The 15861-nt window shown below is 36.4% G+C and carries 19 protein-coding genes; 7 read left to right on the top strand and 12 right to left on the bottom strand.

Going from position 1 to position 15861, the window contains the following annotated elements; translation table 11 throughout:
• Positions 1–385: 385 nt before the first annotated feature.
• From arsB to BUW93_RS14500, 4 genes are read right to left on the bottom strand one after another with little or no spacing between them, the layout of a single operon-like run.
• Positions 386–1417 (bottom strand): ACR3 family arsenite efflux transporter, encoded by a 1032-nt coding sequence (gene arsB, locus BUW93_RS14515; protein ID WP_081212468.1) that lies wholly within the window; start codon positions 1415–1417, stop codon positions 386–388.
• Positions 1417–2031 (bottom strand): arsenate-mycothiol transferase ArsC, encoded by a 615-nt coding sequence (locus tag BUW93_RS14510; RefSeq protein WP_081212467.1) that lies wholly within the window; start codon positions 2029–2031, stop codon positions 1417–1419. Before BUW93_RS14510 ends, arsB begins: the two co-directional genes overlap by 1 nt.
• Before the next feature lie 10 nt (positions 2032–2041).
• Entirely contained in the window at positions 2042–2374 is a 333-nt protein-coding gene (locus BUW93_RS14505; protein WP_081212466.1) for an ArsR/SmtB family transcription factor, read from the bottom strand.
• A gap of 18 nt (positions 2375–2392) precedes the next feature.
• The gene (locus BUW93_RS14500) at positions 2393–2839 is read right to left on the bottom strand and encodes a DUF6428 family protein (protein ID WP_081212465.1); all 447 of its coding nucleotides are present in this window, start codon (positions 2837–2839) and stop codon (positions 2393–2395) included.
• A gap of 274 nt (positions 2840–3113) precedes the next feature.
• On the opposite strand from BUW93_RS14500, the gene BUW93_RS14495 reads away from it, so the two are divergent.
• A complete protein-coding gene (locus BUW93_RS14495) occupies positions 3114–3914 on the top strand; it encodes a universal stress protein (protein WP_081212464.1) in 801 nt (266 codons plus the stop codon).
• Between the two features lie 33 nt (positions 3915–3947).
• On the opposite strand, the gene BUW93_RS14490 is transcribed toward BUW93_RS14495, so the two are convergent.
• The 6 genes from BUW93_RS14490 to BUW93_RS14465 all read right to left on the bottom strand — a co-directional run bounded on the left by BUW93_RS14490 (position 3948) and on the right by BUW93_RS14465 (position 8779).
• The gene (locus BUW93_RS14490) at positions 3948–5264 is read right to left on the bottom strand and encodes a DUF3570 domain-containing protein (protein ID WP_232778372.1); all 1317 of its coding nucleotides are present in this window, start codon (positions 5262–5264) and stop codon (positions 3948–3950) included.
• Positions 5265–5274: 10 nt separating this feature from the next.
• Positions 5275–5487 (bottom strand): DUF4266 domain-containing protein, encoded by a 213-nt coding sequence (locus BUW93_RS14485; RefSeq protein ID WP_081212462.1) that lies wholly within the window; start codon positions 5485–5487, stop codon positions 5275–5277.
• On the bottom strand, positions 5484–6416 hold the full coding sequence (locus tag BUW93_RS14480; RefSeq protein ID WP_081212461.1) for an FAD:protein FMN transferase: 933 nt from the start codon (positions 6414–6416) through the stop codon (positions 5484–5486). The genes BUW93_RS14485 and BUW93_RS14480 overlap by 4 nt, the downstream gene beginning before the upstream one ends.
• A gap of 49 nt (positions 6417–6465) precedes the next feature.
• Entirely contained in the window at positions 6466–6903 is a 438-nt protein-coding gene (locus BUW93_RS14475) for a thioredoxin family protein (RefSeq protein ID WP_081212460.1), read from the bottom strand.
• A gap of 238 nt (positions 6904–7141) precedes the next feature.
• A complete protein-coding gene (locus tag BUW93_RS14470) occupies positions 7142–8110 on the bottom strand; it encodes an ion channel (protein WP_081212459.1) in 969 nt (322 codons plus the stop codon).
• Positions 8111–8254: 144 nt separating this feature from the next.
• A complete protein-coding gene (locus BUW93_RS14465) occupies positions 8255–8779 on the bottom strand; it encodes a sigma-70 family RNA polymerase sigma factor (protein ID WP_081212458.1) in 525 nt (174 codons plus the stop codon).
• A 493-nt stretch (positions 8780–9272) separates the two neighbouring features.
• Here BUW93_RS14465 and BUW93_RS14460 point away from each other — a divergent pair, with 493 nt between their 5' ends.
• Complete coding sequence (locus BUW93_RS14460) at positions 9273–10190, top strand: DMT family transporter (protein ID WP_081212457.1); 918 nt, start codon at positions 9273–9275, stop codon at positions 10188–10190.
• 137 nt (positions 10191–10327) lie between these two features.
• Here the strand turns inward: BUW93_RS14460 and BUW93_RS14455 are convergent, their stop codons facing one another.
• Complete coding sequence (locus BUW93_RS14455; RefSeq protein ID WP_081212456.1) at positions 10328–10891, bottom strand: hypothetical protein; 564 nt, start codon at positions 10889–10891, stop codon at positions 10328–10330.
• 257 nt (positions 10892–11148) lie between these two features.
• Between BUW93_RS14455 and BUW93_RS14450 the strand changes: the two genes are divergently transcribed.
• A complete protein-coding gene (locus BUW93_RS14450) occupies positions 11149–11694 on the top strand; it encodes a lipid-binding SYLF domain-containing protein (RefSeq protein ID WP_081212455.1) in 546 nt (181 codons plus the stop codon).
• 301 nt (positions 11695–11995) lie between these two features.
• A complete protein-coding gene (locus BUW93_RS14445) occupies positions 11996–13054 on the top strand; it encodes a flavin monoamine oxidase family protein (protein WP_081212454.1) in 1059 nt (352 codons plus the stop codon).
• 98 nt (positions 13055–13152) lie between these two features.
• On the opposite strand, the gene BUW93_RS14440 is transcribed toward BUW93_RS14445, so the two are convergent.
• The gene (locus tag BUW93_RS14440) at positions 13153–13368 is read right to left on the bottom strand and encodes a hypothetical protein (RefSeq protein WP_081212453.1); all 216 of its coding nucleotides are present in this window, start codon (positions 13366–13368) and stop codon (positions 13153–13155) included.
• 399 nt (positions 13369–13767) lie between these two features.
• On the opposite strand from BUW93_RS14440, the gene BUW93_RS14435 reads away from it, so the two are divergent.
• The 3 genes from BUW93_RS14435 to BUW93_RS14425 all read left to right on the top strand — a co-directional run.
• Complete coding sequence (locus BUW93_RS14435) at positions 13768–14166, top strand: response regulator (protein WP_081212452.1); 399 nt, start codon at positions 13768–13770, stop codon at positions 14164–14166.
• Positions 14167–14399: 233 nt separating this feature from the next.
• Positions 14400–15017 carry a hypothetical protein gene (locus tag BUW93_RS14430; RefSeq protein ID WP_081212451.1) on the top strand — a complete coding sequence of 206 codons (618 nt, stop codon included), beginning with the start codon at positions 14400–14402 and terminating at the stop codon, positions 15015–15017.
• A gap of 171 nt (positions 15018–15188) precedes the next feature.
• Positions 15189–15861 (top strand): P-loop NTPase fold protein (locus tag BUW93_RS14425; RefSeq protein ID WP_262507233.1); only part of this gene is annotated, 673 nt, incomplete at its 3' end.

Here is a 15861-nt window from a genome sequence, read left to right as displayed (position 1 = left end):
AGAAAATCTGAAACATATTTTTTTAAAAATAAGTCTCAGTCGATTTGCGGGCACAAGCTAGCTATTAGATTTGTTTATCGCTTGTCAATCGATAATTATTTCGGGATATACTGATCATGATCACTATATTCAGGACTTTTTTTAAAAAAACCTCATCCAATTACGCAAGATTCTTCTTCCGTTTAAGTTCGCTTTGAATTGCTCAAAATGACGAAAAATATAATCTGAATCAGAATGAATTTTAATTTGTGAGCTCCATATTTTTTCAGATTAAATCAGATTGAAATTTCCTTATAAGAGGTTCCTACAAAAGATCAGCAAAAAAATTATTATTAGTTGTGCGAAAAACGCGTGATTAGATCAGGCATTTATTTTTTTATAAAGTCTAATACCTCCATTTATTGGCTAAGGCTACCAAACTGAGCATAACAGGAACCTCAACCAATACACCAACTACAGTTACCAAAGCAGCCGGACTCTGGAGCCCGAATAGGGCAATGGCAACTGCAACCGCCAGCTCGAAAAAATTACTCGTTCCTATCATAGCTGCGGGAGAACAAATCGCATGTTTCAAATTTAGTTTTCTGCCGGCAAACCAGGTAATAAAAAATATAAAATAGGATTGAATGATAAGTGGAACCGCTATTAACAGGATGATCAATGGATTATCTAAAATATTAGGACCCTGAAAAGCAAACAATAATACCAGGGTAAGTAAGAGCGCCAGGATACTTAGAGGTTTCAACTTTGGTAAAAAATGATTTGTAAACCACTCTTCCCCGTGTTTTTTAACCAGTACTTTATTGGTGATCACCCCGGCTATAAGCGGTATCACCACAAAGATGAGCACCGAAGCCACTAAGGTTTCATAAGGGATACTAATATCGGTGATCCCTAATAACAGTCCAACCAGGGGCACAAATGCTACCAGGATAATCAAATCGTTTATAGAAACCTGCACGAGGGTATAATTTGGGTCACCATCGGTTAAATAAGACCACACAAAAACCATCGCGGTACAAGGTGCTACTCCAAGCAAAATCGCTCCGGCAATATATTCCCCGGCCATCCCGGGATCGATCCAGGCTGAATAGAGATGTTCAAAGAATATCCAGGCGAAAAAGGCCATGGTAAATGGTTTTATCAGCCAATTCACAACCAGGGTGAGGATAAGACCTTTAGGAGCCTTACCGACATTCCTGATACTACTAAAATCTATTTGCAGCATCATGGGATAGATCATAAGCCAGATGAGGATAGCGATTGGGATATTTACATTATAGATCTGGGCATCGGCTAACACCTGCATACTTTCGCCCAGTAGATGGCCAATTAAAATTCCTGCTGCAATGCATAGCGCTACCCACAAACTGAGATAGCGTTCAAAAAACGGGATTTGTTTCTTAGGCTGCGTCATTATTGCTTGATTTTGGAAAAAACATAGTATAATTCAGTAGCGATTTGAAGACTGCGTTCCCGGTATTTTTCCTTCTGTTGGGGTGTACCGTCAAATTCTTTGGGATCGTCGTAAGGAATCGGGATTCGCTTTTCGGCTCCAGCGATAAAAGGACAGTCTGCATCGGCCTGGGAACAGGTCATGATCGCTGCAAAGCCGGAAACAGGATTGAATGTATGATCAAAAGTTTTGGAAAAACCAATTACCGGATGGGAATTAGCAGCATATTTAATGACATATACCGGATTCTCATCCTGAGAAATCGGGCTTATCTCAAACCCTTGTTCTGCGAGGATTTCACCAACTACCGGAAACATAGCGGTAGCTTCGGTTCCTCCCGAATAACAACTTAGCTTTTCAATGTTGAAATATTCAGCCATAACCTGTGCCCAGATCTGGGCGAGATGACTTCTTCTCGAGTTATGGGTACAAATAAAGTTAAGCTTAATCGGTTTTTTGGCTTTGAGCTTCTCCTCAATAAAATCAATAAGAGGAGCCAATTCCGCTTTTCGGGAATCGGGAATTGATTGAAGTTCCAGCGACTCAATGATTTCTTCAATTTTTCTAAAAATCATATCAAATAGACTAACAACAGGAAAAACCGCCGGGTTCATAACTATCAAAAAAGACCGTAAACCTGTCTTTGATTTCCTGCCATTTTTCAGGATTGATACAATAGTTCACCGACACGCCTTCTACCGTTCCCTGGATGATACCGAGGTTTTTTAATTCTTTCAGATGTTGGCTGATGGTGGCCTGCGCCAATCCTAATTCTTCCACCAGGTGCGTATTACAACAAGTGTTTGCTCTTAGTAAATATTGCAGGATCGCTATGCGCGCAGGGTGTGCAAATACTTTGGCATATGTAGCCAGCTCATTCTGAGTCGTGCTAAATAAATCGGATTTTGTAACTCCCATTCTATATAGTTTAATTAATTAACAACATTCGCTCTCTGGAGAGCAAGCATTTGTTGCCACCGTCTCTTTACTCGGGATCCCACACTTATCTTTGGCAAGACAATCGGTATGTTTGGTAGTGAGCATAAAATTGGTGCCATCGAAGTCCAAACCAAATTTTTCAATGGTTTGTCCCTGATATTCCACTTCTATCTCCAGGTCTTCTATTCCCAAAGTTTTTTGAGAGAGCTCTATGATGTGCATTAATTTTTCTGAATGCAGGCGATGATCATAATCGTTTGCATTCCATAGCTGAAAATTAACCACTTCCTCCTTGCGTACGCTTCCGCCACAATCGATAAAATGTTTGGTGACTTTTCCTATCTCGGTCACGTGAAAATGATTAGGCACCAATTCACCATTAGGCAACTGAAAAGCAATTTTATCCAGGTAGTTAAGCTGTTGTTTTATTTCTGAAAGTTTCATAGTAAATACGTAATATTGTATCATTGCAATATTACGATTAAATAATAACAAGGCAAATGAAAAACCCTGCTTTTTTATGATATAAAAAAGTCACTTCAGTGGAATTTAAGCATTAAAAACCACCCAGCAATTCGCCACTTAAGGATTAGTACCGGGAGCACACCTTAGAGCCATAACTTAGATAACCTTTTTTTTTGTCAGAAAAACCCGACCTGATCATAATCATATTAATATGACAAGGTTTATGTTAAGTTTGTGCTTTTAAACAAAAAAAATGAACGTCTTATTACTTTCAGACTTTTCGCAGGTGGCAATTAATGCCACCCATTATGCCATGGATTTACTTAGGGAAGAAAAGGTTTCTTTTATCCTCTTGAATATCTACGTGCCTGATTCCGATGCATCTGAAGAGGAAAAGGAAAGGAAGAGAACGGCAACAAAAGCAAGACTACAGGAACGAGTGGATAAGCTTAGAGAGCGTTCACTTGACAGACCACACCAGGTAAACGGCCATTATTCAGAAGATAATCTCGTAAATACCACCCGTGACCTGCTGGCGAAAAATAAAATCGATCTTTTGGTTATGGGAGCTGTGAGTAAAGATATGCGACATTCTACTATTCTTGGGGATCATACTTTTGAGATCATTTCCAAAATAAAATGCAATCTTTTAGCTGTTCCAGAGGACGTTCAATTCAGGGAGATCGAAAGCATTCTGATGCCGATAGATTATTCAGTTTCCCTGCATCGGAAAAACCTGAAGTTTCTAAAAGAGAGTAAATTTTTACATAATACTCAGCTTAGTGTTTGGGAGTTAGGAGACACCATCGCTCCTGAACATACACCCTCAAGAACTTCTGTTTTTGAAGACCTTGACCAAATGCAGGTGAGCTTTTCTAAACTAAACGATGTAGAGAGTTACGACCAAAGTGTATGGAATGAATTTCAGAAGAAATTCGATGTAATCAGCCTCCTGGCAAAAAATATTAAAATTTGCCGTCACATCATGCATTCTAAACACGGATACTATTTAACAGCCCCTAACAGATTGCCCATTTTTGTCTTACACGATTAAGAAGCCGGAAGTTATTTTACATCCTGATTACCCTCAATCCATAAGGAATTTAAAGCCTGCTGTTATAATATTAGAACTAAATGTAGAGTCCCGGTCATATTTATAAAACTTTATATCTACACTTTTTAAACCAAATTGCCAGATGTGCATTTTGGCAAAAATATCGGTGTAGGAAACTCCAAATCCAAATTGATCTGCGGAGTATTCCGAAAGGTCATAATCAGAGGTGTAATATTCATCTGTAGACAGGGCTGCTTCATAAGGTCTAAAGTAGTCTGCTGCCGTTTGATTATAGAATCTATACGAGGGATACAGCGTAAACTTATCTGTAATCTTAACAGGAACTTCAAGACTTGCGGTATGGGAGGTAACTCCCCAATCATCAGAATAATAACGATAAAAAGTTCTCATCGTAAATATTTCATTGAGGTACCAGTTTAAACGCCCCCCAACGGCTATTTTAGACCTTGAATCAGACAAACGTTCAACAGCATCGGCGAGGTGAAAACTATCAATAAAAGAATCGGCTACATCCCCAAAATATACTCTTTGGAAGGGCGTAGACAATAATCCGTCCTGTTGCACAAAATCTATTGCTATTGACCCCTGCAGGTTTCTATGGAGTATTTGGGAGAATCCCAATCCTAAGGAATACGAATTACGCCCTTCCTTGTCAAATGCTGAAAATTGAGGATTATAATTGGAGTTACCTGTTATAGTATTTTGGGCAAACAACCGATTGCTCAAACCATCTCCGCCTTCCCCAAAAGGTCTCAATTCTATGGGATAGATTGCATTCCAGGTGTCTATATATACGTTTCCGTTTACACTAATCTCAGTATTCTTTTCATTAAAAAGTTTAGTATAACTTCCCCCAATACCTACAGAAAAATAATCGTATTCTGAAGATACCGAAAGTTTTGCAGACCAAATATCGTTTCTATCATCTGAGCTATGGCTATAACTCCCTGTTAGATTTGCCCAAAGGTCTCCACTGGAGGCTCCGGAGGATGCCTGAAAAGGATCTGCCGGGCCATCATCAAAGGGATCTATGTTACTTGAGGAGGCAGATGTATATGCAGAAACTCCTGCATCAATTGTCAACACATCGTCGTCGTTTAAGGGAATGGAAACCACAAAAGTTCCTGTAGCATCGGTTAACTCCTCTGTCCCAACACCTCCACTAACAGCAGCATTGTCACCATCCTGGGTGTAATAACTTGTAAGAAAATCTACTTCAGTGGTTTCAAGAACACGTTTTTTATAAACTTTTGTTGAGTCCTGGGTTGTTTGTGAGTACACATTCGCAAAAGCGAATACCCCAATAAAAAGCAGGATATTTTTGTACATAGCCATCATATTAGTTACAGCCGCAGCCGCCTCCAGTTTTTCCTCCATTTGCACCCACGGCCGCTTCCCGGTAGGAATGGGCAGTAGTAAGATTGCGGTCTACTTTCTTTTCTGAAAGCAGCATATCAGGATCATTTATATTCACCTTCTCATATTCCTTTACTACCGCACAGCTACAAAAAGAAGTAGTTATTAAGACCGCAGTTATAAACTTTTTCTTCATAGTTTATCAAATTCAATATTCTTTGACTTAGTGATATTCCCTTTATCATCAATTATAATACACTCAATTCCTGGCAATTGATTGATGCGGTCTAATCCGGTTTCTTTACCCATAACAAATACAGAGGTCGCTAGGGCATCGGCTAGTTCTGCCTTTGGTGCAAAGACGGTTACACTAATAATTCCGCTTGACGGATAGCCTGTTCGGGGGTCAATAATATGGGTATATCTTTTCCCCTGGAAATTGACATATTTCTCGTAATTACCGGAAGTTACTACCGCGCCATCAGTAATAGGCAATAATGCGAAGACCTTATTTTTGTTCATAGGATTGGTAATAGCTATTTTCCAATCCTCCCCATTAGGCTGCTTTCCCCAGGTATTCATATCACCGGACGCATTTATAATTCCAGAAGCCACCCCTTTTGAAATGAGCAGAGCCTTAGCCTTATCGGCAGCATAGCCTTTACCTATGGCTCCAAAACCGATTTTCATTCCCTTCATTTTAAGAAATACGGTGCTGTTTTCTCTATCCAGAAAAATGTTCTGAAAGCCAACTTTTGCCACAGATGCATTTATTTCTTCTTCTGAAGGCATTTGCGTCATACTACCATCAAATTTCCATATTTTATCCATGGAGGCATAAGTAATATCAAAAGCACCATCGGTTAATTGGGAGATCTTAATAGAGCGTGCAATCAGTTCGAATAGTTCAGGGCTTACCTTAACAGGGCTAACACCAGCATTTCTATTTATCTCAGAAGTTTGCGAATTAGCATCCCAGGAGGAAATGAGTTTTTCAATTCTTGAAATTTCAGCCACCGCAGTATCTATATGTTTATTTGCAACAATAGAATCTTTTGCCACCACAGTAATTTCAAAACGGCTACCCATTAATTTGAGTGTGCGTTTGTATGGCTGCTGCGCCATAACTGTTACAGAAAACAGAATCACAAATAAAGTGAGGAGGCCTTTCAAGTTATTTTATTAATGAATTTAATTCCTTAATATAATTTTGTGGTGTTGTTTTTTTGTAGCCTGTCTTCCCCAATACCTCCCCCTTTGAATCGAGGACAACCACAAATGGAAAAACACCATTTTTGTTGTAGGTTTCTGCTAATTTAGCGTTTGCCTTTCTTTGAGCTTCTGATAATTCGTTTTTCTTTTTTCGGGGAAAATCTGCCTGCAACATTATGTAATTGTCCGTTGCATAATTTTTAAAGGCGTCTGTACTCCAAACTTCCCTGTCTAATTTGATGCAAGGTGCACACCAGTCTGAACCCTGGAAAACCAATACGATTGGTTTATCTTCCTCGCTTGCAAGTTCTTTTGCCTTTTCAAAATCTGTCTCCCATTCCTGGGCAAAAACAGTACTTAAATTTAAAAGTAGAATTACTAATATTAATCCTTTTTTCATTTTTTGTGTTTTATTACCTAATAACGTAAATATGTTTTGAATCGTATTAATGTGAGGATGTGCGATTTGCTCTGGTATTAGAAGCTTGAATTTTTCATTCCTTACAGTTTTAAATTTTTCTTTTTTTTAAAAAAATATTGCAGCCCCCGGCTTTTCCTTGTTATAGACTAATTAAGAGGACTTTGGATGACGTTCTGGTCACTCCGATTACACTTTTGCCAAAAGCCTGAAAGACAGCTTAACTTCCAGAAAAAACATCATCCCAGGTAAAGTTTTCACTTCTTAGTAAAGCCTCAATAATACGCCTGCGTTTTTGTAATTCCTTTGTTGTTTTTCCGGATTCTAAAGACGGGAAATCATAAGAATCTACCGTAGTTTTTTTCAGAGAGAGGTTTGAGGAGAAGTTCTCTTGAATATCTTCTAGAAAACCAGATATAGACGAACGCAACAAGTTTAATTCCTTTTCAAAATTTTTTGCTTCTTTTGAATGAAGGAGAATTGTAACTGCTTCATCTAATCTTGCTATATTAATACTAAAACTATCCGTGGATTTACTCTGTCTATAAAAGTGAACAACAGGATAGGCATGATGATTTACAGAATGTCTATCTATCATTTTTTGCATCTCTAAAATTTGCTGATAGCTGAAGGAAGAATCAAAATTTAAAATATTTCCTGCAATGGCCCGGGGACTATGCCCTACATTATATACACTTTTAGACAGGCTCCTCTTATTTACCAGCGCAGATGAAACGGAAAGGAAATATGTCATCGCGCTTGTGAAGAAAATAAACCCAAAAAATGAAAAAGAACCGGTTACCAGTTCAAAGACCGGGGTAGTTGGTTTAAAATTCCCCATCCCCAGGGTGGAAAGAGTATAACTGGTAAAATAAAAGCGCTCCCAGTGATTTGCAATCCTGCCGCTGCTGTTTGTGATGGCTTCAGGATTAGAAGAATAAACCAAAAAGAGGCCACTCCAAATTAAGAGCAACCAGAAAAAAAGAATCATTAGATTCACAAATAATCCATTATAATTATATGCTTTTCTTCCAAAAAGCTTCACACAAAACTGAATTAGCCTATCGGAAAAAACAGAAATATTCCTGGAAACGAACCCAGTACCACTTCCGGAAAGTGTGGTGAAAAAAAAGTCATGAATTGCTAATAGCAATAGTATAATCCCAATAAATAATAATACTCCAGACATTAATTATTCTTTTCTTCTAAATTAAAAAAAAACCTTTAAGGTAATTGGCTTTCTCCCATTTGTTCTGGATTGTTCCTGTTAGTGTACGACGATTATTAATTCATCTTAAGTAAGCGATTAGCCATCATTGGCCGCCATAATCACTCAGGTATTACAAATAGCACAATTTGATTCTCCTGTTAACTTTCCGTTTTCATCAAATTCGTACTTACAGCATTCCCTGAAATTTTTCTTTAAAATAATTTTTGCCCTCCGTATTCTTGCTTTTACATTTTCAAGGCTTATCCCTAATTTGTTTGCAACATCCTTTTGTTTATAAGCTTTTATATAAACCAATTCAATTACTTCCCTGTAAATTTCAGGCAGCTCATTTATGAATTTATCAAAACAGCAGATTTGATGATATTTTGGCAAAGGAATTTCTTTATTGGTATTTACCTGCTCCAGATAAATTGACTCTTTATGAAAGTGATTCACTATTTCATTTCTGGCAATTTGAAAAACCCAGGCTTTTACTTTTTCTTCTTTTTTAAGCCTGGCGAGATTATCATGAATTTTTAGAAAGGTATTCTGGAAAATATCATTGGCAGCATTTTTATCTTTCACCTTCTTAAGTATGAAAAAATATAATTCATCCCCGAAATTGTTCCAAATTTTTTGAGTTTCCATATATAAATATAAAAAAGCTTAGTTCATAGACTAAGCTTTATCAAATTTAACAACAATCGCATTTATCACAATCGCATTTGGAACAAGGACAGTTACTCTCCAAACAATTTCCGCAATTACATTTAGTACAATCACAGTTGGTGCATTTACAATTATTCATAGTCATAAAATTTTATTGTTCCCTAAGTAGACCGATAAATCCTAAAAAAGATACATTAAATTTTGTTTTTTTAAGCAGGCTAAATTGAAAAGCAGCAAACTTGCCTGATAAAATTATCCTTTTCCGGGTCAAGGTCTGCAGCTTTTTCCCTGCGGCATCCCGTTTTAGCCTTTAGTATCCTAAACTTATTATTGTGTAAGTAAGGATTAAGCCATAGCATAGATTGGTCTTAACTATAAAGGAACCCATGATTCAATTAGGGGAAACCGCTATTTGGACGGCTTGGCAACAAATGTTGCTTATACCCTAAGGAGAAGATGCTAACTTTATAGCGTGAAAGTATCAGCTAATTTAAAAGGTGTTTTTCTGGCTTTTGTCTCTGTAATTGCCGTATCCAACGTTTATATATTCAGTAAAGCTGCCCTTATGGAGGTCAGTCTGCCTCAGTTTGGAGTTTATTGGTTTGCCATTGGACTAACCTGGATATTTTTTTATGGTTGTACCCAAAAAACTTACAGATCAATAAAGCAATTTGCCAAAAGAAACCTGGGTATCCTACTAATCCTGGGTATTATTGAAGTAGCAGGCAGTTATTTCTTCTTTAAGGCCATACATACTATCTCCAATCCGGCAATCACCTCTTTTATTGGAAACATATCCCCTGTTTTTGTTATAAGCCTGGGCTTTTTCCTATTGAAAGAACGTTTTAACCGCAAGGAGTTTATAGGGATGGTGCTTGCCGTTATGGGTGCATTTATTATAAGTTATAAAGGCAATACCTCCATTGATGATATGTTTATTGATGGCACTCAATATGTATTGTATTCCGGTGTATTTTCGGCTGTTAGTTCCGTTATCATTAAAAAGAACATCAGGAATATCAACCCTATAATTTTGACCACCAACCGTAGTTTCTTTTTACTGATCTTTTCAATTATAGCCTTGTTATATACCGAAGATCCTTTAGCAATAAGTTTTAAACCTTTATTGAATATCTTCATTGGAGCTTCCCTGGGACCATTTTTAACGGTAATTGCAGGATATTTGGCCTTACAGTATATACCCTTATCCCAAAAAGCTATAATCAACAGCACAAAGGGGCTTTTTGTATTATTTGGAGCCTATTTATATTTTGGCCAGTTTCCCGAAACTATTGCTTTAATAGGAGGACTCATCACCATTCTTGGATTATTACTAATAGCCTTTGGAAAATCTAAGCTCCCAAAATTCAGAAAAGATCAGGATTTTTAGAAAGTTGAATTTTAGATGAGCTCTTAGAAAACTATAGCAATTCCAGCAACGTCCATGACTTTAGGCATACGGTAATTCATACTCAGCTGTTATAAAACCAGGCCTATAATTTATAAAATCCCTTTTCTCTTCTTTCCTTAAAACCTATACCCTATTCTCAAATGCAGATTTAGAGCTGCCTCACTGGTATTTTCGAGATAGCCGGCTTGTTTGGCAAAGATATAACGGTATCCCAAACCTATGCCGGTTTCATAGGTAAAGTGACTGCCCAGATGTCTTCTTATGCCCCAGGTGGGAATGATGGAAATATCACTAATAATACTGATCTCGTCGTAGTTTGAAATCACGAACCAATCTGGGTGATAAGCTGTTTTAAGCGACAAAAAATTCCCGCTATTGCCATCTATTCTTCTTGATTTTTCCAGGCGTTTATTAAGGTTGTAGTACCAACGGGGTTCCAGGGATATTACCGGGGTGATTACATAACCGGTCTTATCGTAAAAGGAACCTCCCCATATGCCGCTATCGAAGCCGATTTCTGTTCGCAATGCAATTTGGTTGGAAAGCTTAGTCTCATTATGGCCCCAAAGACCAAAAAGTCCGGTTTGGATGCCGAAGCTTGATTCTTCTACACTTGCGTTTTGGGCATTAACAAAAATGCTTAGACTGCAAAATATTGCAGCAATCAGGAATTTTTTCATGAGGTTAAGTTAGGATAAAGGCTGGTTTAGTAAGTGCAAGCTAAACTTTTTCTTGAAAATATCGAAATCAAGATGTTGCCAAGGGTTTTATCATAAGCAAAAATCGGAACATCTAAAAAATCTGGAATAACCTGGCGCACATTTCATGTTTAACATTCATTCACGAAAGTATTTAAGGTCTTCCCAAATAACGTCTGCTTAACAGAATAGTCCAGAGTTAGATATTACTTTCATAAAAACCAAAAAATAGAGAAATTATGAGAATGTTGAACAACTTATTAGGAAAAACCGGTCTTTTAATGCTCTTTATAAGCATCATTAGTTGCGGCCCAGGAAATATGGGCGATGGAGACACGCTAAGACAGGATGCAATGGAAGCCAAACAAGCAATGACTCAGGCCGATGATAATCTTCAGGAATTATTCAACACTTCTGTGGGATATGCAGTCTTTCCCAACGTAGGTAAAGGTGCATACATTATTGGTGGTGCTTCAGGTAACGGTATAGTTTACGAAAATGGAACTATGATTGGTTACGCTGATCTTAAACAAGTAGATATAGGACTTCAGGCAGGCGGAAAAGCTTACAGAGAGGTTCTATTTTTCAAAACCGAGGAAGCCCTTGATGATTTTAAGGACGGCGAGTATGAACTTTCAGCAAATGCCTCCGCGGTCATTGTCGAAAAAGGTAAATCTAAAACCATTAAGTTTCAGGATGGCGTTGGTGTAGCTACTATGCCAAAAGCCGGAGCGATGGCCGGAGTATCGGTTGGCGGACAAAGCTTTCAATTTACTGAGGAATAATCTATAAACACCGAATAGCAAAGCCGGCTGAAAAGTCGGCTTTTTTTATGGTCGAATGATTCCCGACTAACTAAAAAGCTGCAGGAAATTCTCCAAATTGAAAAAACCTAATTGGGGGTAAAACCGGGGTGTTTTCCAGGTTATTCAGAAATTCTTGCTAAACCACAATGGGGCAGGTAATTTTGTAGTTCTAACAGAAAAAAGGAAAGGAGAAATACTTAAATTCCCGACATATAAAAGCGAGGTGTCTAAATGACCAAATTATGCAGGTCAACTGCAAGCTGCTAAAATATGATATTCAATGAAACAAAACGAAAGAATAATAATTCTAGGAGGTGGGTTAAATGGCCTTACTTTAGCTTATTTACTTTCAAAAAAGAATATTGAGACCATAATTTTAGAAGCCTCCTCAAGATTAGGGGGAAGAATACAAAGCATACAGGGAAAATTAAACACTCCCCTGGAGTTGGGGGCAACCTGGTTTTCGGAAAAGCATCCAAATTTAATTTCCCTAATTCAAGAATTGGACTTAAAAAAATATCCGCAATTCTCTAAAGGCCTTTCACTTTTTCAAACTAAATCTTTTGAACCGGCACAAGAATTCTATGTTCCTGATTCAGAAGCCCCTTCCTATAGAATAGTTGGAGGCACTCAAATGCTCACAGATACCTTAAGCCGCAAAATAAGCTCTGAAAACATCCACCTGAACACCAAAGTAAATGCTATAAAACAAGCTGGGAACCAATTGATTATTAAAGCTGATAATGGTTTAGAATATTATGCTGATAAGGCAGTGCTATGCATTCCTCCACAACTTGTTGTTTCGCAAATTCAAATTTCTCCTGCTTTACCGGAGGATGTTTTACGAATTCTACCGGAAGTACAAACCTGGATGGCGGGAGCCATTAAATTTGTCCTGGAATATGAAGAGCCTTTTTGGCGACAGAATGGTTACTCAGGCATGTTATTTAGCCACTCCGGAATTGTTACCGAGATGTACGACCACACCAATTTTGAACAAAACAAATTTGGCTTTACAGGCTTTTTAAATGCCGGAGCAGTCTCCTATCCCCGGGAGGTGAGAAAAGAACTTGTTTTAAAGCAATTAAAAGAACTCTTAGGAGAACAAGCTTTGAACCCGAGCACTTACGTTGATAAAATTTGGATAGATGAATTCATATCTGATGGCAACCAAATTATCCACAGGCCCCATCAAAATAATGGACATCCCTTATTACAGAAAAGCTATATGAACGGGAAGATATACTTTTCGGGAACAGAAACAGCACCCGCATTTGCCGGCTATATGGAAGGTGCAGTTATCGCGGCATTAAATACTGCCGATAAATTACTGAAATAGTTTTACCGGTCTAAACCCTGATAAAGCTTAAAACGAACCTAGAAAAAAACGGGAACTTCCAGATAAAATTGAACCACTACATTAAAATAGCTTAATAATCAATCTATTTTAAGATCTGGAATCTCCTTCATTTTTCCATTTTCAGATTTACCTAAAACAATAACTTCCTTACTTTCCTTATATTCTTCAATAGCCAGTAGCAGTTGCTCTTTGGTATCCCTTCGAATTTTGATGCCGGTTTTTTGGTTCTTATTTCGGACTTCAATATAATATCCGTCTCTTAGATCTTTAGCTTTTGTGGATGGTCTACCCATAATGAATGTTTAAAATAAAATAATGGCTCAATCTTAATATTCTTTCGGCCTAAAATAACTATAACCAGCCAAAATAAAAGGAAATACTGAGCAAAGCCACAAAATTCTTTAAATTATTGTTCCTTTTTCAGGAAGATTGGGAATTTACAATGGCAAATAATCAGTTTTAGGGAGCTTCCTCCTCATAACCTGTTTCAATCAAATCTTTGCAATCATTAAAATCGTCTAAATAATCGATGAAAGGTAATTTTTATCGGACCAAAGGTCATATTTATAAAATTTTTTTAGGTTTTATTTTAAATTATTTTAACATTTGCCTATTAAACCTTAATTATCCGATTAGACGAAGAGGTTTTAACATAAATTGAATCAAGTACTTTTTATCAATCCGAATTCTTTATGAAAATTCTCTTAGTAGATGATGATCCCATGGCGCATCTCATAAATGAAAAGTTGATCTCTGCTGCTATGGATGATCGAAATCCTGAAATTATTTCCTTTTATAAGGCAAATAAAGCTTTAGCCTTTAATCTTCAACACATCAGATCTAATTCCCTCGAAAAACTATACATCTTTTTAGATCTCAATATGCCTGAATTCAATGGGTGGGATTTTCTCGAAGGTTTGAAAGAATTTAATGACAACAAGATTTCTGTTTATATTTTAACCTCTTCAATTTCTAAAACTGATAGGCAAAAAGTAGCTGCATATAAATTTGTAAAGGATTACCTGGTTAAACCATTATCCATTCCACTAATTACTAAAATTTTCAATCAGGAAATAGTGCGATGTAAATAGGAAGTTGAGTTCTTTTATACTGCTGATAGCCTCTACCGGATCTTCTTTGCCCGAGGCCCCTGCCTAATTTCTTCTAAGACTTTTCTCTGGGGCTCATTTGTTCTATCCTTTTTCCCTTAAGTGTTAATAAAATAGGATATCTTCATCTGCTTTATCCCGGCTTTCTTCTGGATATATCTGTAAATTGTTGCGTATAAAACAAGTTGTAAGCAATTTTTAGGAAAATCCCGGAAATGAGAAAAAAATCAATTCTTTCAAAGAAAATTATTAGAGGTATAAATAAGTCAATTAATAATTCTGACTTAAAATTGGATTTGGATTTTCTAAAAGAAAAAAAATATTACAATTACGAAATTGAAGAATGGTACGGTGAGCAATTTAAAATTAATGGAGAATTACGAAAACTAATTATTCGAACTTTATTGAATACTTATTTCGAATGGAAAAAAGAACTGGACAAATTAGGTAAAGATTATTATTTAGCAATTTGGCTTTATAATCCAAGAATGCTAAAATCTGAAATTGTTTGTGCAATTGAAGAAAAGATAAACTATTACGAAAATGAAAATTTCATACCTTCAAAAGGTGATAATTACCTTGATTTAAATCAATTTGGAAAATTCTCATCTGATTTGAAAAAATTTAATTGGGAAGGAAAAATTGATTTTGACTCTTATGAAGAATGGGAAATAAATTGGTCTAAAGAACAATACCCAGACAAAAAGGAATATTATAAGAACCAACGATTCTATAAAAAGCTAATTCAAGAAGAATTTCACGTAGTTGAGAGAAATAATGAAAAAACCTATTTTTATCCAAAAGGAGATATTTGGATTGGGAAATTGAAATAAAAAACTGCTTACAACATCGGTTAACGACCCAATATGCGGTATTGTAGGAAAAACGGTAACTTAGAACTCCAAAGAAACAAAACAACAAGCCGACAACTCCGCGTGCTAATCTCCGCACACTGGCGTTAACCGTAACCGTTGCCAACAATATTTAACCAAATCCTCCTCCGAATGGAATTTAAAAATTTACCGATTGAAAATGAAGAGTCTAGATTTAAAAACCATTTAAACATAGATAATAATAATCGAATAATATTATCCGGAATTTTTGGGATTGGTAAAACGTATTTCATTAATGAGTTTTTTAAAAGAAATAATAATGAATACATAGAAATCAGATTAAACCCTGTAAACTATTCGGTCTCTGCTAATGAAGATATTTTTGAGCTAATTAAATTCGATATTGGATTACAGTTATTTAAAGAAAATCCGGATTTTGAAAAAATAGATTTTGGGAATTACCTAGCTACTGAATATTTCTTTCTTAACAACTATCAATCTTTAATAGAAAAACTAATAACTAAGCTTTCTAAATTAGATCAAAACTTAAATTTTGTAGCAAAACCTATTTTAGAACTAAGAAAAAAGATTCTTGCATTCAGGAAATCAAAAAAAATAGATGATGAAAATGATTTAAAAACATTTCTTGAAGAATTCACGAAAAAGGATGGTACTATTCGAGAAGAAAATGCATTGACCGTATTAATATCCTTTCTTTTACAAACATTAAAACATACTTATCCTTCCAAGAAAACAGTTCTGGTAATTGATGATCTAGATCGTATTGATCCAGAACATATATTTAGAATTTTAAACATCTTTTCTGCACATTTTGACTATTACT

The sequence above is a fragment of the Salegentibacter sediminis genome, from assembly GCF_002078605.1.
GTDB classification, from domain to species: domain Bacteria; phylum Bacteroidota; class Bacteroidia; order Flavobacteriales; family Flavobacteriaceae; genus Salegentibacter; species Salegentibacter sediminis.
Note: the sequence above shows the minus strand (reverse complement) of the source record. Positions and strands in the feature narration are given on the sequence as shown.

Excerpts from the sequence above, each read along its gene's own strand:
- BUW93_RS14490 (WP_232778372.1), bottom strand. The coding sequence starts at position 5,264 with ATGTACAAAAATATCCTGCTTTTTATTGGGGTATTCGCTTTTGCGAAT.
- BUW93_RS14470 (WP_081212459.1), bottom strand. The coding sequence starts at position 8,110 with ATGTCTGGAGTATTATTATTTATTGGGATTATACTATTGCTATTAGCA.
- BUW93_RS14430 (WP_081212451.1), top strand. The coding sequence starts at position 14,400 with ATGAGAAAAAAATCAATTCTTTCAAAGAAAATTATTAGAGGTATAAAT.
- BUW93_RS14505 (WP_081212466.1), bottom strand. The coding sequence starts at position 2,374 with ATGGGAGTTACAAAATCCGATTTATTTAGCACGACTCAGAATGAGCTG.
- BUW93_RS14510 (WP_081212467.1), bottom strand. The coding sequence starts at position 2,031 with ATGATTTTTAGAAAAATTGAAGAAATCATTGAGTCGCTGGAACTTCAA.
- BUW93_RS14450 (WP_081212455.1), top strand. The coding sequence starts at position 11,149 with ATGAGAATGTTGAACAACTTATTAGGAAAAACCGGTCTTTTAATGCTC.
- BUW93_RS14475 (WP_081212460.1), bottom strand. The coding sequence starts at position 6,903 with ATGAAAAAAGGATTAATATTAGTAATTCTACTTTTAAATTTAAGTACT.
- BUW93_RS14480 (WP_081212461.1), bottom strand. The coding sequence starts at position 6,416 with ATGGCGCAGCAGCCATACAAACGCACACTCAAATTAATGGGTAGCCGT.
- BUW93_RS14500 (WP_081212465.1), bottom strand. The coding sequence starts at position 2,839 with ATGAAACTTTCAGAAATAAAACAACAGCTTAACTACCTGGATAAAATT.
- BUW93_RS14445 (WP_081212454.1), top strand. The coding sequence starts at position 11,996 with ATGAAACAAAACGAAAGAATAATAATTCTAGGAGGTGGGTTAAATGGC.
- BUW93_RS14455 (WP_081212456.1), bottom strand. The coding sequence starts at position 10,891 with ATGAAAAAATTCCTGATTGCTGCAATATTTTGCAGTCTAAGCATTTTT.
- BUW93_RS14465 (WP_081212458.1), bottom strand. The coding sequence starts at position 8,779 with ATGGAAACTCAAAAAATTTGGAACAATTTCGGGGATGAATTATATTTT.
- arsB (WP_081212468.1), bottom strand. The coding sequence starts at position 1,417 with ATGACGCAGCCTAAGAAACAAATCCCGTTTTTTGAACGCTATCTCAGT.
- BUW93_RS14440 (WP_081212453.1), bottom strand. The coding sequence starts at position 13,368 with ATGGGTAGACCATCCACAAAAGCTAAAGATCTAAGAGACGGATATTAT.
- BUW93_RS14435 (WP_081212452.1), top strand. The coding sequence starts at position 13,768 with ATGAAAATTCTCTTAGTAGATGATGATCCCATGGCGCATCTCATAAAT.
- BUW93_RS14485 (WP_081212462.1), bottom strand. The coding sequence starts at position 5,487 with ATGAAGAAAAAGTTTATAACTGCGGTCTTAATAACTACTTCTTTTTGT.
- BUW93_RS14495 (WP_081212464.1), top strand. The coding sequence starts at position 3,114 with ATGAACGTCTTATTACTTTCAGACTTTTCGCAGGTGGCAATTAATGCC.